Below are 22,568 nucleotides of genomic sequence, written 5' to 3'. Positions count from 1 at the left end.
ATATTATTCATTTTTCGGGATGAATTCAAATTAATCAGAATTTTTAATTGTCAATAATTCCTTCTTTTGATAGACTAAGCCGTAGAGAGCTTGCTCTCGAACTCTGGTTTGCGAAGGGAACGTGAATTCGAATGGAACAAGGTAAAGTAAAATGGTTTAATGCTGAAAAGGGTTATGGTTTCATCGAGACGTCTGACGCGAAAGACGTATTCGTACACTTCTCAGCGATTCAAGTCGATGGCTACAAATCACTTGAAGAAGGCGAAGAAGTGGAATTTGAAATCGTTGAAGGCGATCGTGGTCCACAAGCTGCGAACGTTTCAAAGATCTAATCCAATAGCAGCCGCCACCGTTTTTAGGCTATTCGCCTAAAAGCGGTTTTTTGTTTTGAGTTTAGATAAAACGGGTATATACGTTAACATCAACATGCTTCAATATTATCGTACGCTAAGAACCGGAGTGAACGTTCATGAGAATGTCATCGTTTTCATGGTCTTCCTTCACTTATCGTGCTATAATAAAAACGAACCAAAGAATTTCGAATATTCAGAAGGAAACGACTGAAGCATCTCGAATTCATAGGTTCAACCGGTTACTTAAGGAGGAGTTTACATGATCTACAACATTCGCGGTGAAAACTTGGACGTCACAGATGCTCTCAAGGATTACGTCGAGAAAAAGCTTGAAAAGTTAACTCGTTATTTTACAACTCCTACGGAAGCGCAAACGGCTTATGTCAATCTCAAAGTCAACAATGAGAAGCAAAAAGTCGAAGTGACGATTCCAATGCCAAACCTCTTGCTCCGTGCAGAGGATATCAATGGCGATATGTATGCAGCAATCGACCTCGTCGTCGATAAGCTCGAACGTCAAATCCGGAAACACAAAACAAAGTTGAACCGGAGAGGACGCGCTAAAGAAGGCGGCATCGGAGAGTACTTCAAAACGCTCGAAGGACCGGAAGCGGAAGCGCCAGTCTATGAAGAGGACGAGGCAGAACTCGAACTCGTTCGGACGAAGCGTTTCACACTCAAACCAATGGACACGGAAGAAGCGATTCTTCAGATGGACATGCTCGGACACGCATTCTTCGTCTTCTCAGACGCAGAAACGGGCAACACGAACGTCGTCTACCGTCGTAAAGATGGTCGTTACGGTTTGATTGAACCAGAATAATGAATGCAACAGGGACTCGCTCTTACGGGCGGGTCCCTTTTTGATATGATGGAAAACTATTTTTAAACACGATACGTTTGCTTTATGACAAAAGACCGAGACCGCTGCTTGGTCCGCTTGTTGAAATTTGACGTCGTATTCGGTACACTGAATAAAGGAAAAATCTCGGAATTCTGTTCGTTCAAAGAATCGTTCGAAGTAAGGGGACTGTAAGGCATGGCTAATTTTCTAAAAGAATTATTTGCACCAACGAAACGTGTCCTGAAGAAAGCCGAAAAAGCAGCAGACGCTGTAGAAGCATTCGAGACACAAATCGGTGCGTTATCGGATCAAGAACTTGAAGGAAAAGTCGTTGAATTCCGTGAGCGTCTTGCTAACGGAGAAGACTTAGATGATATTTTACCGGAAGCTTTCGCGGTCTGTCGCGAGGTTTCGACACGCGTTCTCGGCATGCGCCACTACCGCGTTCAGTTGATTGGTGGATATGTCCTGCACAACGGGGACATCGCCGAAATGAAAACCGGGGAAGGTAAGACGCTTGTTGCGACACTCCCTGTTTATTTGAATGCCCTCGCTGGCAACGGCGTTCACGTCGTTACCGTCAACGAATATCTCGCAAAACGTGACCGTGACATCATGGAGCCTCTTTATGCGGCACTTGGTCTATCGGTCGGCTTGAACCTCTCAAGCATGTCGCGTCAGGAGAAACAAGCAGCCTATAGCTGTGACATCACGTACGGAACGAACAACGAGTTCGGTTTCGACTACTTGCGTGACAACATGGTCCTCTATAAAGAAGACCGTGTACAACGACCGCTCCATTACGCTGTCGTCGATGAAGTTGACTCGATCCTCGTCGATGAAGCACGGACACCACTCATCATCTCAGGGTCTGCCGAGAAATCGACAGCGCTCTATTCGCAAGCGGATGCATTCGCAAAAATCATGAAAGCAGATGAAGACTACACAGTCGACATCAAAACGAAAAGTGTTCTGTTGACGGAGCAAGGGATCGACCGGGCTGAGAAATACTTCGGCATCGATAACCTGTTCGGACTTGAGCACGTCTCACTCAACCATCATTTGAGCCTCGCACTGCGGGCAAACGCCGTCATGCATCGCGACGTCGACTATATGGTTCGTGAAGACGAAGTCATGATCATCGACCAGTTCACAGGTCGTGTCATGGAAGGGCGTCGTTACTCAGAAGGTCTGCACCAAGCGATCGAAGCGAAGGAAGGCGTCGAGATTCAACGCGAATCGATGACGCTTGCGACGATCACGTACCAAAACTTCTTCCGGATGTATACGAAGCTTGCTGGGATGACGGGTACAGCGAAGACGGAGGAAGAAGAGTTCCGTAACATCTACAACATGCATGTCGTACCGGTGCCGACGAACAAACCCGTCGTCCGAAACGATATGCCGGACTTAATCTTCAAAACGATGAACGGGAAGTTCGCTGCTGTCGCAGACGAAATCGAACGTGCCCACCGCGAAGGACAGCCTGTCCTCGTCGGTACGGTTGCCGTCGAGACGTCAGAGTTGCTCAGCAACATCCTCAAGAAACGTGGCATCCGTCACGAAGTCTTGAACGCGAAAAACCACGCACGTGAAGCGGAAATCATCGAGAACGCCGGTCAAGCGAACTCGGTCACGATCGCAACGAACATGGCCGGTCGTGGTACCGACATCAAGCTTGGTGAAGGTGTCTTAGATAAAGGCGGTCTCTTCATCCTCGGGACAGAACGTCACGAATCACGCCGGATTGATAACCAGCTCCGTGGTCGTGCTGGTCGTCAAGGAGATCCAGGGGCATCACAATTCTATCTGTCACTTGAAGATGAATTGATGCGTCGTTTCGGTTCCGATTCGTTGCAATCGATGATGGATCGTCTCGGAATGGATGATTCGCAACCAATCGAGAGCCGGATGGTGTCTCGTGCCGTTGAATCGGCTCAAAAACGCGTCGAAGGCAACAACTTTGATGCGCGGAAACAAGTCCTCGGCTACGATAACGTCATGGCAGACCAACGGAAAGTCATGTACGCGGACCGGGCAGCGATTCTCGATGCGGGTTCCGTGTCAGATATCGTCCGTCCGATGATCGAGCAGACGATCGAAGCAGGCGTCCATCAGTACACGCCGGTCGAGTTCGTCCCGGAAGAGTGGAGCATCGGTGCGCTTGCGGAGTGGGCAAATCAGACGCTTGCAATCGAAGAGAAGGTCACGGAAAGCGACCTCTTCGGAAAAGAACGCGAAGAAATCATCGAGTTGCTCAAAGAGCGGACATTCGCACACTATGAGCACAAACGGTCAGAAGTACCAGCCGAAGCATTTGATGAGTTCGAAAAAGTCATCGTTCTTCGTGCCGTTGACCAACACTGGATGAACCATATCGATCAAATGGATCAACTCCGTGAAGGGATTCACCTCCGGGCATACGGTCAAAACGATCCGCTCCGTGAATACCAATCGGAAGGTTCGATGATGTTTGATGCGATGAACGCTGCGATTGCTGAAGAAGTGACACAATTCGTCCTTCGGGCAGATCTCGATCCAAACCTCAAACGCGAAAAAGTTGTTCAAGACGAAGTCGCCGTTTCGGGTAAGGAAGACAAAGCGGTCAAGAAAAAGCCGGTCAGGAAAAATCCAAACGACCAAATCGGACGCAACGATCCGTGCTGGTGTGGATCCGGTAAGAAATATAAGAACTGTCACGGCCGTCAGGCATAAGTGATGAATCGACTGAAAGAGAGGCAGGAGATTCCTGCCTCTTTTCACGGAAAGAGAAGGTGGAACACATGGAATTAGCAGAAATTCGCAACACCGCCGAGTGGATGGAAAAGAAACTCGACGAATATAAGGCATCACTCGACCTCGAGTCGAAGATTGCCCGGATCGAAGAACTTGAAAATGAGATGACGTACCCAGACTTCTGGAACAACCAGGAATCGGCACAAAAAGTCATCGATGAGTCGAACGGCTTAAAAGCGATGGTCGACAAATACAAAGAACTCGAAGCAGGTCATGAGAACGTCGCCTTGACGTACGAATTGATCAAGGAAGAGCCGGATGCGGATCTTCAAGAAGAGCTCGAGTCAGAACTTGGCGATCTCAAGAAGAAGTTCGAAGACTTCGAACTTCAAATCCTCTTAAACGGCGAATATGACGCGAACAACGCGATCCTCGAGTTACACCCAGGTGCGGGTGGGACCGAGTCGCAAGACTGGGCATCGATGCTTCTCCGGATGTACCAACGTTTCTGCGACAAGCAAGGCTGGAAAGTCGAAACGATGGACTACCAACCGGGTGATGAAGCGGGTGTCAAATCAGTCACGCTCCGTATTCAAGGGCACAATGCCTATGGATACTTAAAAGCCGAAAAAGGGATCCATCGTTTAGTCCGGATTTCACCATTTGACTCGTCAGGTCGCCGTCATACATCGTTCGTCTCGTGTGACGTTATGCCGGAATTCAACGATGACATCGACATCGAAGTCCGTACGGAAGATTTACGGATCGATACGTACCGTGCCTCTGGTGCCGGTGGTCAGCACATCAATACGACGGACTCGGCTGTCCGGATCACACATGTTCCGACAGGCGTCGTCGTCTCCTGTCAACAAGAACGGTCGCAGATCAAAAACCGTGAAGCGGCAATGAAGATGTTGAAAGCGAAACTTTATCAACGCGAAATCGAAGAGCAGCAAAAGAAACTCGACGAGATCCGTGGTGAAAAATCGGATATCGCATGGGGTAGCCAAATCCGTTCGTACGTCTTCCACCCATACAGCATGGTCAAGGATCACCGGACGAACTATGAAGTCGGGAACACACAAGGAGCAATGGATGGTGACATCATGGGCTTCATCGATGCGTACCTCCGTCTCATGAATATGTAAGACAACCAACCAGTCGGACGATGTTCGACTGGTTTTTTGACCGTCAAAGGGGGAACAGTGATGCAGGAGCAAAGTCGGATCAACAAACAAGCGTGGGAGTACCGGGCGTATGAATTTTGGGAGAAACGCGACGGAACACCGGCGGAATATGCTGCGATCATCAAACAAGATCCAGCCGCAAGCCTGAAGAAACATCGTCGTCATCTCGAAGACGTAGCCGGGAAGACGATCGCGAACATCTGTGGTTCGAACGGACGCAAGACGGTGCCGTTAGCGTTACTCGGGGCAGACGTCACGGTGTTCGATATCTCGGAGGAGAATGCGCGGTACGCGCTAGAACTCGCCCATGCTGCTGGAACAAAGATTGAGTATGTCGTCGGCGATCTCTATGCAATCGACCTTGAGCGATACAGCGAGACATTTGATATCCTCTACTTAGAAGGTGGGATTTTGCATTATTTTGCTGATCTCGAGCGTTTTCTGCAGATTCTCTTTACAATGTTGAAGCCCGGTGGACAGTTGATCCTGAGTGACTTTCATCCGGTCGGACGCTGGATTGATACGGACTTGACGTATAAACCGTGTTATTTCGATCAAGCGGTACAGGCGGGTGACTTGGCATATAAGACGCACTTTACGGACGAGGAGCAAGTCGATTTTCCGGATGTCTCCGTCCGCTATTTTACACTGAGCGAAATCTTAAACGGTGTCCTGCGAACAGGTTTCACATTAAAGCGATTCGATGAGCATCGGGGCTGGAACGGTGAGAACATTCCGAAGGAATTTACGCTTCTTGCAACAAAACCACTCGAAGGGAGCAATATCTGATGATCATTCGTAAAGAAGGCTTCAAGGATGCAGCGGGAATCCGGCTCGTTCACGAAGCGGCATTCGAACAACCGAACGAGGCAAACCTCGTCGATGCCTTACGCGAGGATGAAGCAGCGCAACCGGTCTTCGGTCGCGTCTCGGTAACTGATAAAGGAGAAATCGTCGGACACGTCCTCTTAAGCCGGATCCATATCGATGACATTCCGTCGCTTGCTTTAGCACCAGTCGGCGTCCGGCCGGTCTGGCAACGAAAAGGAATTGGTTCCGAATTGATCCGTCAAGTGATTGAGGATGCGCGGGACGCCGGTGAATCACACATCGTCGTGCTCGGTCACGACAGCTACTATCCACAGTTCGGTTTCGAACGGGCGATCGACTATGATATTCACCCACCGTTCCCCGTTCCGCCAGAGGTCTTTCTCGTCCTTGCGCTTGAACGAAATGGGTTGCGCGGTGTTAGCGGCATCGTCCGCTATAGTCCGCCCTTTAGTGCGGTATAAAGGGAACACTGTGAGTTGTTCCGCCTATCTAGTCGTTGTCTGACTTTTCCGCTAAAATGAAACACGAGAATCAATCGATAAGGGGAAATGGAATGTCATGACATCGACACGTCAGGAAGTCGTGCGCGATTATGCGTATTTGTTAATCGGGTCCTTGTTCGTCGCAAGTGCCTTTAGTTTATTTTTAGCACCGAATCAACTCGCCTCAGGAGGCGTCAGTGGCTTATCGATCGTCTTGAACGATTTGTTTGGGATCTCGCCCGGGTTATTCCAACTCGTCGCGAACGTTGTCTTACTAGCGATCGGTTGGATGATCCTCGGGATGGGGTTTGGTGTCAAATCACTCGTCGGTTCAATCTTTTTACCGGTTGTCATCCTCGTGTATGAGCGGTTCGATGTTCCGGCTGCGACGATGAATCCGATGCTTGCCGCGATTTTCGGCGGTGCCGGTGTCGGAATCGGACTCGGTCTGATCTTCCGGGGCCGGGCGTCGACCGGGGGAATGGATTTGATCGCGCAAATTTTGCATCGCTTCACCAAGTTGCCGCTCCATCTCTGTATTGCCTTGCTCGACGGAACGATCGTCATCAGTGCGGCGACGATCTTCTCGCTCGAGATCGGATTGTATGCGCTCGTCGCCTTGTTCATCACGATCAAGATGATCGACGTCGTCCAGCTCGGGATCACGAACGACAAGCTCGCCTATATCATTTCCGATCAACGGGAAGCGTTAGTGAAGGAAATCTTCGAGACGCTCGATCGCGGGGCGACGGAGATCGAGGCAGCAGGTGCGTTCACACGGACACGGAAACCGATGCTGATGGTCGTCGTTCGCCAAGGGGAGATCACGACGCTCAAAGAGATCGTCAAACACATCGATCCGTCGGCGTTTCTCGTCGTCAGTGAAGCCCACGAAGTGCTCGGTCTCGGTTTTACCGATGATAAACGTTACCGGAATGTGCCGTAATTGTTCCGAACTCGTGAAGTTTTTGTGAAATCACGCTTAACTCTTCCGGATAACGGTTATACTCTAACTAGGTCAGAAGTGTTTTTGCAGATACTTACAAGAGGGGGATATCCGGATGAAGCTGAAAAACTTGTTACTTGCGTTAGGTTTAGGAACAACGCTTGCGCTCGGGGCGTGTGGCGGCAGTGACGATTCAAGCTCTAGCGATTCGTCAAGTACGAAGGAAGAGTCGACGATGAACGATGATTCGTCGAAGACGGAAACAGCCGTCGATGCGGAAAAAATCTTCGCGAACAACTGTGCATCGTGTCACGGGAACAACCTTGAAGGGAACGTCGGACCGAACCTGACGAAGGTCGGCTCGAAGTATTCTTCAGAAGAAATCCAGGAAATCATCAAGAACGGGAAAGGGCAAATGCCTGCCGGACTCTTGAAAGAGGATGAAGAAATCGTTGCCGTTGCCGACTGGCTCGCTGATAAAAAGTAATTATGGGATATGATGGGGTACGAGATGACACACACGACACGTGTTCGTCATTCGTGCCTCTTTTTTATGGTATAATCGCCTGAAATGACATTTGATTGTAATGTGCGTTCAATTTTGTCCCTGTTATAATGGTGGTCGGTAGGTTTTTAGACCTATCCATCAGCATCAGTAAATAAATAAGGATGTGAAGTACGTGATCAAGATGCAACGAATCAGTAAGATTTATCCGAACGGCGTCACGGCACTCCGTGAGGTCGATTTGACGATCAATCAAGGCGAATTCGTCTATATCGTCGGTCCGTCGGGTGCGGGTAAATCAACATTTATGAAAATGATGTACCGCGAAGAGAAACCAACGAGCGGTTCATTTTTATTTAAAGGAATCGAAGTCGGTAAGCTGAAGAACCGTCAAATCCCCGAACTTCGTCGCCAAATCGGCGTCATCTTCCAAGATTTCAAACTACTCCCGTCATTGACGGTTTATGAAAATGTCGCCTTCGCGCTAGAAGTTGTAGGAGAAGACAAATCACAAATCCGGAAGAAAGTCCTCGAGGTTCTCGATCTCGTGAAGCTCAAACATAAAGAGCGCAACTATCCGGACGAATTATCTGGGGGCGAACAACAACGGATCTCGATCGCGAGAGCCATCGTCAATCGTCCGTCACTCGTCATCGCCGATGAGCCGACTGGGAACCTGGACCCGGATACAGCATGGGAGATCATGGAAGTATTCGAAGAAATTTATCGCCGTGGGACAACGGTCGTAATGGCGACACATAACCGAGACATCGTTAACAAGATGCGTCATCGTGTCTTAGCGATCGACGGAGGAAAAATCGTCCGAGACGAAGAGAAAGGAATGTACGGCTATGAAGTTTAATGGATTCCGTCATTTACGGGAAGGGGCAAAAGGTCTCGTCCGGAACGGCTGGATGACATTCGCTTCTGTCAGTGCTGTTACCGTCACTTTACTTCTCGTAGGAATATTCGCAATGCTCATGTTCAACGTCAACAAGATTTCCGATAACGTCGAAAAAGACGTTGAAATCCAAGTGTTCGTCGAACGGGAAGCAGACCAGTCGAAGATTGATGCAGTGGGTGACTCCCTCAAGCAGATGCCGGGTGTCAACTCTGTTCGTTATAGTTCGAAAGAAGAAGAACTGGACCGCTTCAAGGAGCAACTTGGCGAAGGCTCACAAGCCTATCAGTCGGTTGAAAAGGATAATCCACTTCACGACCGATATATCGTCAAAGCTACCTCACCAAAAGAGACAGAAACACTTGCAAATTCCATCAAAAAAATGGAAAATGTAGATAGTGTCGAATATGGTAAGGACTATGTTAAAAAGATGTTTAACTTCCTTGAAGGAGTTCGGATCGGTGGAATCATCCTGATCGTCGGATTGACATTCATGGCAATGTTCCTCATTTCGAACACGATCAAAGTCACGATCTTCTCCCGTCGCCGGGAAATCGAGATCATGCGCCTCGTCGGAGCGAAAAACGGATTCATCCGTGCGCCGTTCTTCGTCGAAGGATTATTGATGGGCGTATTAGGTGCCATCATCCCGATCGTCGTCGTCTACTTCGGTTACGAAGTCTCATACAACGCGATCCAACCGCAACTTGCTACCGTGAATGCGGGAATCTTCTCGCTGATTCCACCAGGTGAACTGTCGGCACAAGTCGTCTTGATCCTACTCGGACTCGGTGCATTCATCGGTGTATGGGGATCTACGACATCACTCGGTCGTTTCTTGAAGATTTAAGTGATTCACTCAAAAATAAAATAGAGGAGAGATGCTTCTCATGAAAGTCCGATTCTATTCTGCCGTCCTGAGCTTAGCTTTGATTGGAACTAGTGTGTCCGTTGATGCCACGTCGAAAGAAGATTTGCTGAAGGAACAACAGGAGGTCGAAAGCCGTCTGAAAGAGACGGAACGATCACAGAATCAGACATCAGAGAAGTTAATCTTGACGAAACAGGAGCGCAAGGAAGCCCGTGCGCAACTGGATGAAGTCAACAGCCGTTTGGATGATTTAGCGCTTAAAATAGCCGATCAACAAGCGGCTGTTGCTGCATCTAAGGAACAATTACGTCTGACGGAAGAAGCGATTTCCGAGACGTTGAAGGAACTGCATCAGCAAGAAGATTTGCTCGGAAGCCGATTGCGTGCCGTCCAGCAAAAAGGAGACGTCAAATACATCGAGGTCCTGCTCGACGCAAAGGATTTCGGGGATTTGATTTCGCGTTTCAGTACGGTCAGCGAGATCATCAAGCAAGATGATAATGTCTTGCAAGCCTATAAGGCGAACGTCAAGCAACTGAATGAACAGCGCTCGGAACAAGCGTTATTACTGGAGAGCATGAAACAGGAACAACGGAAGTTACTCGTTCTTCAGACGCGGATCATCGCGGAGTCTGACTTGAAGCGAAAGCTCGTCGTCCAGTTGAACACGAAGGTCAAGGAACTACAACAAGAGCAGTTCTCGAAAGCTGAAGAGGCGGAAATCCTCGCGGATCAGCGTCGTCTGATCCAAAATGAATTGATTGCCCTGCAAGAAGCGGAACGGAAAGCAAAAGAAGAAGCGAAACGCAAAGCGGAAGAAGCCGCACGGGCAGCAGAAGCCAAACGTCAAGCGGAAGCCGCAAAAGCTGCTGAAGCTGCACGAGAGGCAGCAGCGAAAGAGGAACAAGGAGAGGCACCGAAAGCAGAGACACCAAAAACAGAGACGTCGGTACCTGAGATCGAGGCGCCAAGTGCAACACCGGATACGAGTGTTGATGTTGATGTGAGTCGCCCGTTCCACTTACCAGTCAAAGGCTATGTGTCGTCACCATTTGGTCCGCGGAACAATCCATTGACAGGGAAACCGGAGTTGCATACGGGCATCGATCTCGTCAATGCGAAAGGAACTCCGATTCATGCGGCAGCTGGTGGGATCGTCCTCCGTGCCGGTAGTGCGACCGGTTACGGAAATGTCGTCATGGTGACGCATTTGATCGACAGACAGGTCTATACGACCGTTTATGCGCATCTCGACTCGATCAGCGTGTCTGCGGGGCAAACGGTCATGCCAGGTCAAACGGTCGGGACGCTTGGCTCAACCGGCTGGTCGACAGGACCGCATCTGCATTTCGAATTGCATAAGGGAGAGTGGGCGGTCGGACAACCGAATGCAGTGGACCCGGCACCGTACATCTTTTGACATCCCATAGAATACCGAAAAGATAGGGTAACCTATCTTTTTTTGCTATACTGAAAAAAATACTGCGTTTTTTAACGGAAGTGGGGAATCAAGCGTGAAAAAATCTACAACAGCAGTCATCGCGGTCAGTACCTTCGGGCTTGGTTTAGGGGCAGGCGCCGTCGGAATGTTAGCGGCTGGCGGAACGGATTCTGTCTCGACGTCATCGTCGTCGGCGAATGCGACGGGTGATTGGAAAAAAGTTGATCAGGTCCGTCAAATGATCGAACAGAACTATCTAGAGGACGTAACAGATAAAGAACTGCTGGATGGTGCGTTATCCGGTATGGCGGAAGTGCTTGACGATCCGTATTCCGTCTATATGGATGAGTCGGAGACAGCATCGTTCAATACGAATCTATCGTCTTCGTTCGAAGGGATCGGTGCGACGCTTGAACAAAAGGGCGAGTCGATCGTCATCGTCTCACCAATCAAAGGGTCGCCCGCTGAAAAAGCCGGGATTAAACCTGGTGACGTCATCTTAGAAATCGACGGCAAGTCGACGAAAGGGCAAAAGACGGATCAGGCGGTCAAGAAAATCCGTGGTGAAAAAGGAACGAACGTCGTCCTGACGATTCAACGCAGCGGTCAAGACGCGATGGACATCACGATCAAACGGGACACGATTCCGATCGAGACGGTCTATACGTCGACTGAGGACGTCAACGGGAAGAAGATTGGTGTCTTGCAAGTGACGCAGTTCTCAGAACCGACGGCAGAAGAGTTCGAGAAGGGGCTCGCGAAACTCGAGAGTCAGAATATCGATGGGCTCGTCATCGACGTTCGTGGGAATCCGGGCGGTCTTTTGACGGCTGTCTCAAGCATGATTGCACCGTTCATTCCGAAAGATGTTCCGATTTATCAAGTTGAGAACAATAAAGGGGAGCGGCAGCAGGAATTCGGGAAGGCAGACGAGAAGAAACCTTATAACATCGTCGTGCTTGAAGACGGCGGATCCGCGTCCGCGTCCGAGATTCTGGCAGCCGGTCTAAAGGAAGGTGCTGGGGCTGAGGTTGTCGGTACAAAATCGTTCGGTAAAGGAATCGTCCAAAGTGCGTACGATCTGAAGGACGGTAGTGATTTGAAGTTGACGACGAACAAATGGCTGACGCCGGACGGCAACTGGATCCACAAAAAAGGGGTCGAACCGACGATTGAAGTCAAGCAACCAGCGTACTTCAACGTCACGAAGATCCTGACTGATCAGAAGTCACTTGCAGTCGGTGATTATGGAAAATCGGTCGAAAACGCTCACTTAGTTCTCGAAGCAATCGGTTACGAGCCAAAAGGACAGGATGGGTATTTCGGTGACACGATGAAGCAAGCTGTCGAAGCCTTACAAAAAGATGCGAAGCTCGACGTCACTGGAAAAATCGATCAGCAGACAGCGGGTGAGATGGAGACACGTCTCCCGAAGAAACTCGAGGACGACAAAAATGACGTCCAGCGGAAAAAAGCACTCGAGGTCGCTGCTCAATAATAAGGAATGGAAAGAGGTCTGAATGCGCGTGGAATTACTCGATGAAATTGGTTGGACCGCGATTAGTCTCATCGCCAGTCCGACCTTGTGGTTAGCACTCCTTGTCAGTTGGGTCATCGGCATCCGGCGTGTCAAACGGGAACGTGGACTATTTCGCTCCCGGACACACGGAAAACGAAGCGATGTCCTCGAAACACTTTTACCAGGGTTACTCGTTGGTCTCGTCTTATCCGTCGTCAGTGGCTGGCTCGGATTGACGCTGACGCCGCAATACGCTTTGCTGTTACTCGGATTCTCAAGTGTCCTGCTGTTGATCGGCATCGTACGTTTGAACGTACCGCTTTGGCCGATCGTCTTGCTTGGACTTGCCGGCTGGTTCTTGATGGATGCACGTCTTGATCCGGTCCGAGCGGTTGAGCCGAAAATGATTTTATTGCTTGCGACGTTAACGCTCGTTGCGGAATGTCTCCTCGTCTGGTGGCGCGGGCAACGACGCCTGTCACCGTCACTCGTCGTTTCGAAGCGTGGTCGCTTCATCGGTGGGCTGTCAGCGAATAAACTTTGGCTATTGCCTTTGCTCGTCTTTGTTCCGGGCGACGTGCTTGAAGCCTGGTGGCCACGTTACAGCTTCCCAGAGCTCGTTCCGATCGTTCTCTGGTTACCGATCGGCTTCAGCTTCCTCTTTACGGGTAAGTTACCGAAAGAATTGATGCGTCCACTCGTTCAAGGACGTTTAATTACGAGCCTCGTTGCAATTCTATTGACGGTTCTTGCATACGTCACCGGACAAGCTGAATGGCTGTACGGGATCGTTTTGTTGCTCGTCCTGCACATTGTGTTGCATCAGCGGGTCAAACGATTGAACCGGGCACAGACACCATTGTTCCTCAATGGAACGCGTGGTGCCGTCATTCTCGGAACGCTACCTGATAAACCAGCTGCCGAGATGGGCTTGATTCCGGGCGAAGCGATCTATAAGGTCAATGGTGAAAAGGTCGATTCGGAAACATCGTTCTACGAAGCCATCCAAAAACACAAACCGTATCTGCGTCTTGAAGTCATGAACCATAACGGAGACATCCGGTTTGCGCAACGTGCCTTCTATGAACAAGATCATCATGAGCTCGGCATCCTGTTCGTCAATGAGCCAGTCCATGGTCGCACTAAAGTGCGGTCCTTGCATTAACGAGTAAATCCCTGTCACGGAACAGCCGTGACGGGGATTTTTTTGTCGGCAGAAAAATCGAGGGTCAACACTCGAAGCAAAAAAGAAACTTTTGCATTTTCGAAAAAAAGGGTAACTTCCTAAAAGGAACACTTCATAATCGAATGTTTGTTCGTAAAGTGGTACAATAAAAATAGATTTTTTACGTGATGAGGGGGAAGCAAACGATGGAATTTGAACTCGTTTCACCATTTGAGCCAGGCGGTGATCAGCCGACGGCAATCGAAAAATTGGTGACTGGGCTAAAACAAGGCGAACGACATCAGACGTTGCTTGGGGCGACTGGTACCGGGAAGACGTTCACGGTCTCGAACGTCATTAAGGAAATCAAGAAACCGACGCTCGTCCTTGCCCACAACAAAACACTAGCGGGACAACTCTACTCGGAGTTCAAGGAATTCTTCCCGAACAATGCGGTCGAATACTTCGTTAGTTTTTATGATTATTATCAGCCGGAAGCGTATGTCCCATCGACGGATACGTTCATTGAGAAGGACTCTTCGATCAACGATGAGATTGATAAACTACGTCACTCGGCGACGTCCGCCCTGTTCGAACGGGAGGACGTCTTGATCGTTGCGTCTGTCTCGTGTATCTATGGTCTCGGTAACCCGGAAGAGTACAACAATCACGTCTTGTCACTACGTGTCGGCAATGAGATGGGGCGTAACGAGATGCTCCGTCGTCTGATCGACATTCAGTATGAGCGTAACGACATCGATTTCCAACGAGGACGGTTCCGTGTCCGAGGAGACGTCGTCGAAATCTTCCCGGCGTCACGCGACGAACAGTGTGTCCGGGTCGAGTTCTTCGGTGATGAGATTGAACGGATTCGTGACATGGATCCGCTGACAGGTGAGATCGTCGCAGACCGCGAGCATATCTCAATCTTCCCGGCGTCCCACTTCGTGACGGGAGATACCCGTCTTCAGAAAGCGATCGCGAACATCGAGAAGGAACTGGAAGTCCAACTCGCGAAATTACGCGAAGACAATCAGCTACTTGAAGCGCAACGCCTTGAGCAACGAACGAACTACGATCTCGAGATGATGCGTGAGATGGGCTATTGTTCCGGAATCGAGAACTACTCGCGTCACTTGAACTTGATGCCGGAAGGTGCAACACCGTATACGTTGCTTGATTACTTCCCGAAAGACTTCTTGCTCGTCGCCGATGAGTCACACGTCACATTGCCGCAAATTCGCGGGATGTACAACGGAGACCAGGCGCGGAAACAAGTCCTCGTCGATCACGGCTTCCGTCTTCCATCGGCAAAAGACAACCGTCCGTTACGGTTCGAGGAGTTCGAGGAAAAAGTCAGTCAGGCAATCTATATCTCAGCGACACCAGGACCATATGAACTCGAACATTCAAAAGAGATGGTCGAGCAAATCATTCGTCCGACCGGCCTCGTCGATCCGACGATCGAGATTCATCCAATCACGGGACAAATCGATTACTTGATGGATAACATCCGTGACCGGGTCGCGAAGAACGAACGTGTTCTCGTGACGACACTGACGAAGAAGATGGCAGAAGACTTGACCGATTACTTGAAAGAGAATGGTGTCAAGGTCAACTACATGCACTCGGAGATCAAGACGCTGGAAAGAATTGAAATCATCCGTGACTTACGACTCGGGAAATACGATGTCCTCGTCGGGATCAACTTATTACGAGAAGGACTCGATATTCCGGAAGTCTCACTCGTGACGATTCTTGATGCCGATAAGGAAGGGTTCTTGCGGTCGGATCGTTCGCTGATTCAAACGATTGGTCGGGCGGCTCGGAACTCGGAAGGACACGTCATCTTGTTTGCCGATAAAGTTACCGATTCGATGCAACGCGCGATCGATGAGACGGAACGCCGTCGCGCGATCCAGATGGCGTTCAATGAAGAACATGGCATCACGCCGCAGACGATCAAAAAAGATGTTCGTGGTGTCATCAGTACGACGATCGAGAGCGACGACACCGTCGAAAAACTCGAGAAGTTCAACAAACTCAAAAAACCGGAGCGCGAAACGTTGCTTGAGCAGCTCGACCAAGAGATGCGTCAAGCGGCGAAGGACATGCAGTTCGAACGAGCTGCTGAGCTCCGCGACCTCATATTAGAATTGAAAGCAGGTGCCTAAGTTGGGAGAAAAGAAGAATCAGATTATCATCAAAGGCGCTCGCGTCAATAATCTACAAAACATCGATGTCGAAATCCCCCGCGATCAGCTCGTCGTCTTGACGGGTTTGTCCGGGTCAGGGAAATCGTCGCTTGCCTTCGACACGATTTACGCTGAAGGACAACGGCGTTATGTCGAAAGTTTATCTGCCTATGCCCGTCAGTTCCTCGGACAGATGGATAAACCGGATGTCGATACGATTGAAGGACTGAGTCCAGCAATTTCAATCGACCAGAAAACGACGAGTAAAAACCCACGGTCGACGGTTGGAACGGTCACAGAGATCTATGATTATTTGCGTCTGTTGTATGCACGAATTGGTAAACCGATTTGTCCAAATCACGGAATCGAGATTTCGAGCCAGACGATCAGTCAGATGGTCGACCAAGTGATGGAGTTACCGGAGCGGACCCGTCTGCAAATCCTCGCGCCAATCGTTTCCGGACGAAAAGGAACGCACGTCAAGGTACTCGACGATTTGAAGAAAGAAGGTTTCGTCCGCGTCCGTGTCAACGGAGAGACGATGGATCTCGCCGAAGAGATCACGCTTGAGAAAAACAAGAAACACTCGATCGAAGTCGTCGTCGACCGTGTCGTCGTGCGACCAGACGTCGAAGCCCGTCTTGCGGACTCACTTGAGACTGCCCTTCGCCTCGCGGATGGTCGGGTCATCGTCGATACGATGGACGGCAACGAACTGTTGTTCAGTGAACATCATGCTTGTCCAATTTGTGGCTTCTCAATCGGCGAACTCGAACCACGGATGTTCTCGTTCAACTCACCGTTTGGTGCTTGTACGTCATGTGATGGTCTCGGAACGAAGCTTGAGGTCGATGTTGATCTCGTCGTGCCGCATCCCGATAAGTCGTTGAACGAAGGGGCAATCGTGGCGTGGGAACCGACGAGCTCGCAGTATTATCCACAATTACTCAAAGCGGTCTGCGACCACTTCAAGATCGATATGGATACACCGTTCGAACAATTGTCAGAAGAACACCGTGAAACGATCTTGAACGGAAACACGAAGGAAGAGATTCACTTCCGTTATGAGAACGACTTCGGGATGGTCCGAAATACGAACCTCTACTTCGAAGGGGTCCTCAATAACTTACAACGTCGCTTCAAGGAGACGTCGTCTGATTATATCCGGGAACAGATGGAAGGCTACATGGCGAAGAAAGCTTGTCCGACGTGTCAAGGACACCGCTTGAAACGGGAATCACTTGCCGTCAAAGTATCCGATCATCATATCGGTGAAGTGACGAAGATGTCTGTTAAACAAGCGGTCATGTTCTTCGACGAACTACCGGAGAAGTTGAGTGAGAAGGATCAGACGATTTCGCGGATGATCGTCCGTGAGATTCACGAACGGGCGTCGTTCCTCGAGAACGTCGGTCTCGATTACCTGACGATCTCACGCGCAGCCGGTACGTTGTCCGGTGGGGAAGCGCAACGGATTCGTCTTGCGACACAAATTGGTTCGCGTCTGACGGGCGTCCTCTACGTTCTCGATGAACCATCGATCGGTTTACACCAACGTGATAATGATCGTCTGATCAATACGCTGAAGGCGATGCGTGATCTCGGCAACACGTTGATCGTCGTCGAACACGATGAAGACACGATGATGGCAGCCGACTACTTGATCGATATCGGACCTGGTGCCGGCGATCACGGTGGATTCGTCACGGCAGCCGGGAAACCGGAAGAGTTGATGCAGGATGCGAACTCGTTGACTGGTCAATACTTGTCCGGGAAGAAGTTCATTCCTGTTCCATCAACACGCAAAGAGCCGGACGGTCGGATGCTCCATATCCACAAAGCATCGGAAAACAACCTGAAGAACGTCGATGTCGATATTCCGCTGGGTCTGTTCGTCGCCGTCACCGGTGTCTCGGGCTCCGGGAAATCGACGTTGATCAATGAAATTCTCTATAAGACGATTGCGCACGAGATGAACCGGGCGAAAGAAAAACCGGGTGCCCATAAAGGGATTACCGGTCTGGATCAAATCGATAAGGTCATCGACATCGACCAGTCGCCGATCGGTCGGACACCACGTTCGAACCCAGCAACGTATACCGGTGTCTTCGATGACATCCGTGACGTCTTTGCTTCGACGAACGAAGCGAAACTGCGTGGTTATAAAAAAGGACGCTTCAGTTTCAACATCAAGGGTGGACGCTGTGAAGCTTGTCGTGGCGACGGGATCATCAAGATTGAGATGCACTTCTTACCGGACGTCTATGTACCGTGTGAAGTCTGTCATGGGAAACGTTATAACCGCGAAACACTCGAAGTGAAATATAAAGGCAAGACGATTGCCGACGTGCTTGAGATGACGGTTGAAGATGCCCTCGCCTTCTTCGAGAACATTCCGAAGATCACGCGTAAATTGCAGACGATCGCTGACGTCGGTCTGACATACATGCGTCTCGGTCAACCCGCGACGGAACTGTCCGGCGGGGAAGCGCAACGTGTTAAACTGGCGTCCGAGTTGCATAAACGCTCGACTGGGAAGACGATCTACATCCTCGATGAGCCGACGACAGGACTCCACGTCCACGACATTGCGCGTCTCTTGAAAGTCTTGCAACGTCTCGTCGACAATGGTGATACAGTGCTCGTCATCGAACACAACTTGGATGTCATCAAGACGGCCGACTACTTGATTGATTTAGGACCAGAGGGTGGCGACGGTGGCGGAACGATTGTTGCTGCCGGTACACCGGAACAGATTGCTGAAGTCGAAGCATCCTACACGGGACGATACCTCGCACCTGTCCTTGAACGCGATGCGGCACGAATTGAATCGTGAAACTTTTGTGGATGAGGATTCGTAGGAAGGAACTAAGGGAACTTAAACGAAAGTATCATGTAACACACGTTTGAGGTTCAAGAATAGGAGGGAACGGTTCATGAAGCAAGATATGCGTCAATTGATATTGGAGCAAGTCAAAGAAGGAAAGTTAACGATTGATGAGGCACTCGATAAACTCGAGCGGCTCGAAGCGATCGACGAACGTGCAACTTCTGCCAGTGAACATAAGTACGTCGATGAACCAGAACAATATGATCGGGTCGACCAGTATTCCGTCGATTCACTGACGACGAAAGTCATGTCAGCGTTCGATAATCTCGTCAGCCGGATCAAGGACAGTGATCTTTCGCTTAATCAGGCGTCCGGTCCGAACGTCACCTACGTCAAACAATTCCCATTCAGCGGAGAGACGGTTCACGTCGATCTGTTCAATGCAAACTTGGTCGTCGAACCGAGTGATCTCGAAGAATGCGAATTGACGGTGACAGGACGTCCGCTCCGCCGCCAACAAGTGACGGAAGAACAGGCGCTTGAGCAACTTCAGGCCGCTGTTCAACACGCAGTCTCGGCGAACACACTCTCGATCCGTTTGAAGGATAAGAGTGTCCGGGCGACAGTCCATCTGAAAGTTCCGCGCCGTCATTACGAATCATTCGTCTTACAGACACTGAATGGGGAAATTTCGTTGACGTCACTCGATACGACATCTGCTCAACTGATGACAGCGAACGGTCGGGTCAACGTCCGTGATTTGTTCAGTGAGGATGTCAAAGTATCGACTGCGAACGGTTCGATTGAAATCGAAGAGTCGGAGTTGAAGGTCTTGAAGGCGAAGACAGCTAATGGACAAATCATCACGGCAGGTGTCTTCGAACGTTCAGAACTGAAAACAGCGAACGGAAACGTCCGCTGCGAGCTGAAGACAGCGCAAAATGCGAAGGTCAAAGCGTCGTCGCTTGCTGGAAGCATCGCCCTGATGTTGCCGCACGGCGCTGAAGTCTACGGGGAGCTTGAGACAAACTTTGGTGGTCTCAACTGCAACCTCGATGACATGGAATTAATCCGGGATCAAAAAGAGATTGTCAACCGGAAGCTCCATTTCGTATCAGGTCGCGGTCGCTCACCAAAAATCGAGGTTGAAGCGGATACGAAGACAGGTACGATTTCGGTCACGCATGGTGTTCACCTCAGTCCACAAGCGTTATAAGAAATAGATAACAGCTACTTGATTCTTAATCGAATCAGGTAGCTGCTTTTTTTGTATCCTGCTTTTTACGCGACTCCTGCAGGAAAAAGCGCGGTGATCCGCGCTGTCAGAGACAAACGAGACCCGGCTACTCGTTCGTTCGAACGATGCAGCCGCGGCTCGTGTCTCGCCTGAGGAAAGCAAGTAGAAGAAAAGGATATATCGCTATGTTTTCCTTTAGATAAACAAACACCCATCCTCATAAGAAGATGGGTGTAGCTTACATCAATAATCGTAGTCCTGATCCATCATCGGCTCGTCGAAGTTCATGTTCTCGATATTATTCATATCGTAACCGAACGAGAGTAAGGCAATGACACCGATGATTGCAAGAACGATCGAAACGAGAATCAGACCGATTCCGAGCCAACTCTTTCCACGTGCGCGATTCCAATAGAAGATGATCGCGAGGACGTAGGAAATGAATGAACCACTGATGAAGATCCCGATAATCGAGATGATGAAGAATAAGAGGGCAGTTTGATCTTGATTACGCGAATACGCTTTCCACATATCAATCAGTGAGATGATGAGATAGACGAAACCAGCAATCGCTAGAACCGCAAATAAGATAATGACTAAAATTAATCCGATACCACCGCCTGACATCACGGCAAAACCTCCTTCAAAATATTAACTCTTTATTCCATTCCCAAGAAATCATGCTTCTAATCCAATTCCATGAATCCAATAAAAATATGGTACAATACTTCAAGTGAAAGGGGCTGACGAAGCGTGCAACCAAAAGTGCGAACAGCTGAAATCGTAAAACAATTCAATCTCCACATCGTCACGGGAGAAGAGGGCTTACATCGTCCGATTCTGACGGCTGATTTGTGCCGACCTGGCCTTGTGCTTGCCGGTTATTATGCCTATTACCCGGCAGAACGTCTCCAGATTCTCGGAAAAACAGAATTGACGTTCTTCAATAATTTAACGTACGAGGAACAACGCGAACGAGCGAATGTCCTCTGTACGGATGAAACACCTGGTATCTTGATCACACGTGGATTTGACGTACCGGAAGCGATCATCCAAGCTGCAGACGAGACGAACGTGCCACTGTTGACGACAAAAGGGCATACGACATCGGTCGAGTCACAGATCACGAACTTCCTCGAAGCGGAACTCGCACCAACGACAGCGATGCATGGTGTCCTCGTCGATATCTATGGTGTCGGTGTCTTCATCAAAGGGGCAAGTGGTGTCGGTAAATCGGAAACGGCACTCGAACTCGTTAAACGAGGTCACCGCCTAGTGGCGGACGACTCAGTTGAGATTCGTCAAACTGGTGACGGGATTCTCGTTGGGACAGCACCGAAGTTGATTCAGCATCTGCTTGAGATTCGTGGAATCGGGATCATCGATGTGATGACGTTGTTCGGTGCAGGCGCGGTTCGCTCGCACAAGAAGATCAGCCTCGTCTGTAACCTCGAGATTTGGGATCAATCGAAAGTCTATGACCGCGTCGGCCTGGACCAAGAGACACTCCAAATCATCGATACGGAAATTCCGTTCCTGACAATTCCGGTTCGTCCCGGACGAAACCTTGCTGTCATCATCGAAGTCGCAGCAATGAACTATCGTCTGAAGAACATGGGCATCAACACAGCAGAAGAATTCGCGGGACGTCTCGCGCAAGCAATTGAAGATGGGAATGGTGGTCTTTGATGGGAACTTTAGCCTCTGTACAACCAACGTTTGACCGTGTGGCGATCGAACTCGGTCCTGTACCGATTTACTGGTACGGGATCGTCATCGCACTCGGTGCGGTCGTTGGACTGTTGATTGCAATTTTCGAATCGAAGCGAATCGGCTTCAACGAAGAGTATGCGGTTGATGTCGTCATCTGGTCGATTCCGATCAGTATCATCTGTGCCCGGATTTACTACGTCGCGTTTGAGTGGAACTACTATAGTCAACATCTTGACCAAATCATCAACATCCGCCAAGGTGGGATCGCGATCCACGGTGCGATCATCGGTGCGATTTTGACGGTCATCATCTATACGCGTAAGAAAAAGATCTCGTTCTGGCAAATCGCCGATATCTTGGCACCATCGCTCTTGTTCGGTCAAGCGGTCGGACGCTGGGGCAACTTCTTCAACCAAGAAGCACACGGTGGCGAAACGACATGGTCGTACTTACAAGATACGCTCCACTTGCCGAACTGGATCGTTAACCAGATGTACATTGATGGAACATACTATTTACCGACGTTCCTCTATGAAAGCATCTGGAACATCATCGGTGTCATTCTGTTGATCGTCTGGCGGATGAAGTTCAATCCACGTCGTGGGTATATCTTCCTTGGTTATCTCGTGTGGTATTCAATCGGACGCTACTATATCGAAGGTCTCCGGACGGACAGTCTGTTGATGGGAGATGGACTCCGGACGGCGCAAATCGTCTCAATCTGTTTGATCATCTTCGGTGTGATCATGATGGTCGTTCGCCGCAACGCCGTTCGTTACTTGGACGGTTCGAAAAAGGAGGCGAAGTAATCG

General features: G+C 49.8%; 19 protein-coding genes. 18 read left to right on the top strand and 1 reads right to left on the bottom strand.

Going from position 1 to position 22,568, the window contains the following annotated elements:
• Positions 1–131 precede the first annotated feature (131 nt).
• From P401_RS0111130 to P401_RS0111055, 16 genes are all read left to right on the top strand, one after another.
• Entirely contained in the window at positions 132–332 is a 201-nt protein-coding gene (locus P401_RS0111130; protein WP_023469248.1) for a cold shock domain-containing protein, read from the top strand.
• Positions 333–612: 280 nt separating this feature from the next.
• Positions 613–1,176, top strand: coding sequence for a ribosome hibernation-promoting factor, HPF/YfiA family (gene hpf / locus P401_RS0111125; RefSeq protein WP_023469247.1), 564 nt, complete (start codon positions 613–615; stop codon positions 1,174–1,176).
• 216 nt (positions 1,177–1,392) lie between these two features.
• Positions 1,393–3,912, top strand: a complete 2,520-nt coding sequence (secA, locus tag P401_RS0111120; RefSeq protein WP_029342500.1) for a preprotein translocase subunit SecA — start codon at positions 1,393–1,395, stop codon at positions 3,910–3,912.
• Positions 3,913–3,980: 68 nt separating this feature from the next.
• Positions 3,981–5,081, top strand: coding sequence for a peptide chain release factor 2 (gene prfB / locus P401_RS0111115; protein ID WP_023469245.1), 1,101 nt, complete (start codon positions 3,981–3,983; stop codon positions 5,079–5,081).
• Between the two features lie 60 nt (positions 5,082–5,141).
• Positions 5,142–5,909 (top strand): class I SAM-dependent methyltransferase, encoded by a 768-nt coding sequence (locus tag P401_RS0111110; protein WP_051656296.1) that lies wholly within the window; start codon positions 5,142–5,144, stop codon positions 5,907–5,909.
• Positions 5,909–6,412, top strand: coding sequence for a GNAT family N-acetyltransferase (locus tag P401_RS0111105; protein ID WP_029342497.1), 504 nt, complete (start codon positions 5,909–5,911; stop codon positions 6,410–6,412). Before P401_RS0111110 ends, P401_RS0111105 begins: the two co-directional genes overlap by 1 nt.
• Before the next feature lie 97 nt (positions 6,413–6,509).
• Complete coding sequence (locus tag P401_RS0111100; protein WP_023469242.1) at positions 6,510–7,379, top strand: YitT family protein; 870 nt, start codon at positions 6,510–6,512, stop codon at positions 7,377–7,379.
• Between the two features lie 115 nt (positions 7,380–7,494).
• Positions 7,495–7,866 (top strand): cytochrome c551, encoded by a 372-nt coding sequence (gene cccB / locus P401_RS0111095; RefSeq protein ID WP_029342496.1) that lies wholly within the window; start codon positions 7,495–7,497, stop codon positions 7,864–7,866.
• Between the two features lie 193 nt (positions 7,867–8,059).
• A complete protein-coding gene (gene ftsE / locus P401_RS0111090; protein WP_029342495.1) occupies positions 8,060–8,746 on the top strand; it encodes a cell division ATP-binding protein FtsE in 687 nt (228 codons plus the stop codon).
• Complete coding sequence (ftsX, locus tag P401_RS0111085) at positions 8,736–9,635, top strand: permease-like cell division protein FtsX (RefSeq protein WP_029342494.1); 900 nt, start codon at positions 8,736–8,738, stop codon at positions 9,633–9,635. The genes ftsE and ftsX overlap by 11 nt, the downstream gene beginning before the upstream one ends.
• A gap of 40 nt (positions 9,636–9,675) precedes the next feature.
• Positions 9,676–11,076 (top strand): murein hydrolase activator EnvC family protein, encoded by a 1,401-nt coding sequence (locus P401_RS0111080; RefSeq protein ID WP_029342493.1) that lies wholly within the window; start codon positions 9,676–9,678, stop codon positions 11,074–11,076.
• 94 nt (positions 11,077–11,170) lie between these two features.
• Positions 11,171–12,595: a S41 family peptidase gene (locus P401_RS0111075; protein ID WP_029342492.1), complete on the top strand. Its 1,425-nt coding sequence runs from the start codon at positions 11,171–11,173 to the stop codon at positions 12,593–12,595.
• Between the two features lie 22 nt (positions 12,596–12,617).
• Entirely contained in the window at positions 12,618–13,781 is a 1,164-nt protein-coding gene (locus tag P401_RS0111070) for a PDZ domain-containing protein (protein WP_029342491.1), read from the top strand.
• Positions 13,782–13,987: 206 nt separating this feature from the next.
• Positions 13,988–15,955 (top strand): excinuclease ABC subunit UvrB, encoded by a 1,968-nt coding sequence (uvrB, locus tag P401_RS0111065; protein WP_029342490.1) that lies wholly within the window; start codon positions 13,988–13,990, stop codon positions 15,953–15,955.
• 1 nt (position 15,956) lies between these two features.
• Positions 15,957–18,812 (top strand): excinuclease ABC subunit UvrA, encoded by a 2,856-nt coding sequence (gene uvrA / locus P401_RS0111060; protein ID WP_029342489.1) that lies wholly within the window; start codon positions 15,957–15,959, stop codon positions 18,810–18,812.
• Positions 18,813–18,912: 100 nt separating this feature from the next.
• Positions 18,913–20,022: a DUF4097 family beta strand repeat-containing protein gene (locus tag P401_RS0111055; protein WP_029342488.1), complete on the top strand. Its 1,110-nt coding sequence runs from the start codon at positions 18,913–18,915 to the stop codon at positions 20,020–20,022.
• A gap of 264 nt (positions 20,023–20,286) precedes the next feature.
• Here P401_RS0111055 and P401_RS0111050 read toward each other — a convergent pair whose 3' ends face one another.
• Entirely contained in the window at positions 20,287–20,670 is a 384-nt protein-coding gene (locus P401_RS0111050; RefSeq protein ID WP_023469232.1) for a hypothetical protein, read from the bottom strand.
• Positions 20,671–20,796: 126 nt separating this feature from the next.
• Here P401_RS0111050 and hprK point away from each other — a divergent pair, with 126 nt between their 5' ends.
• Positions 20,797–21,732, top strand: coding sequence for an HPr(Ser) kinase/phosphatase (gene hprK, locus P401_RS0111045; protein ID WP_023469231.1), 936 nt, complete (start codon positions 20,797–20,799; stop codon positions 21,730–21,732).
• Positions 21,732–22,565, top strand: coding sequence for a prolipoprotein diacylglyceryl transferase (gene lgt / locus P401_RS0111040; protein WP_029342487.1), 834 nt, complete (start codon positions 21,732–21,734; stop codon positions 22,563–22,565). The genes hprK and lgt overlap by 1 nt, the downstream gene beginning before the upstream one ends.
• Positions 22,566–22,568 lie beyond the last annotated feature (3 nt).

The organism is Exiguobacterium acetylicum DSM 20416 (genome assembly GCF_000702605.1).
Taxonomy (GTDB): domain Bacteria; phylum Bacillota; class Bacilli; order Exiguobacteriales; family Exiguobacteriaceae; genus Exiguobacterium_A; species Exiguobacterium_A acetylicum.
The sequence above is the reverse complement of the archived record's forward strand: the minus strand, read 5'-3'. Positions and strand labels throughout refer to the sequence as shown.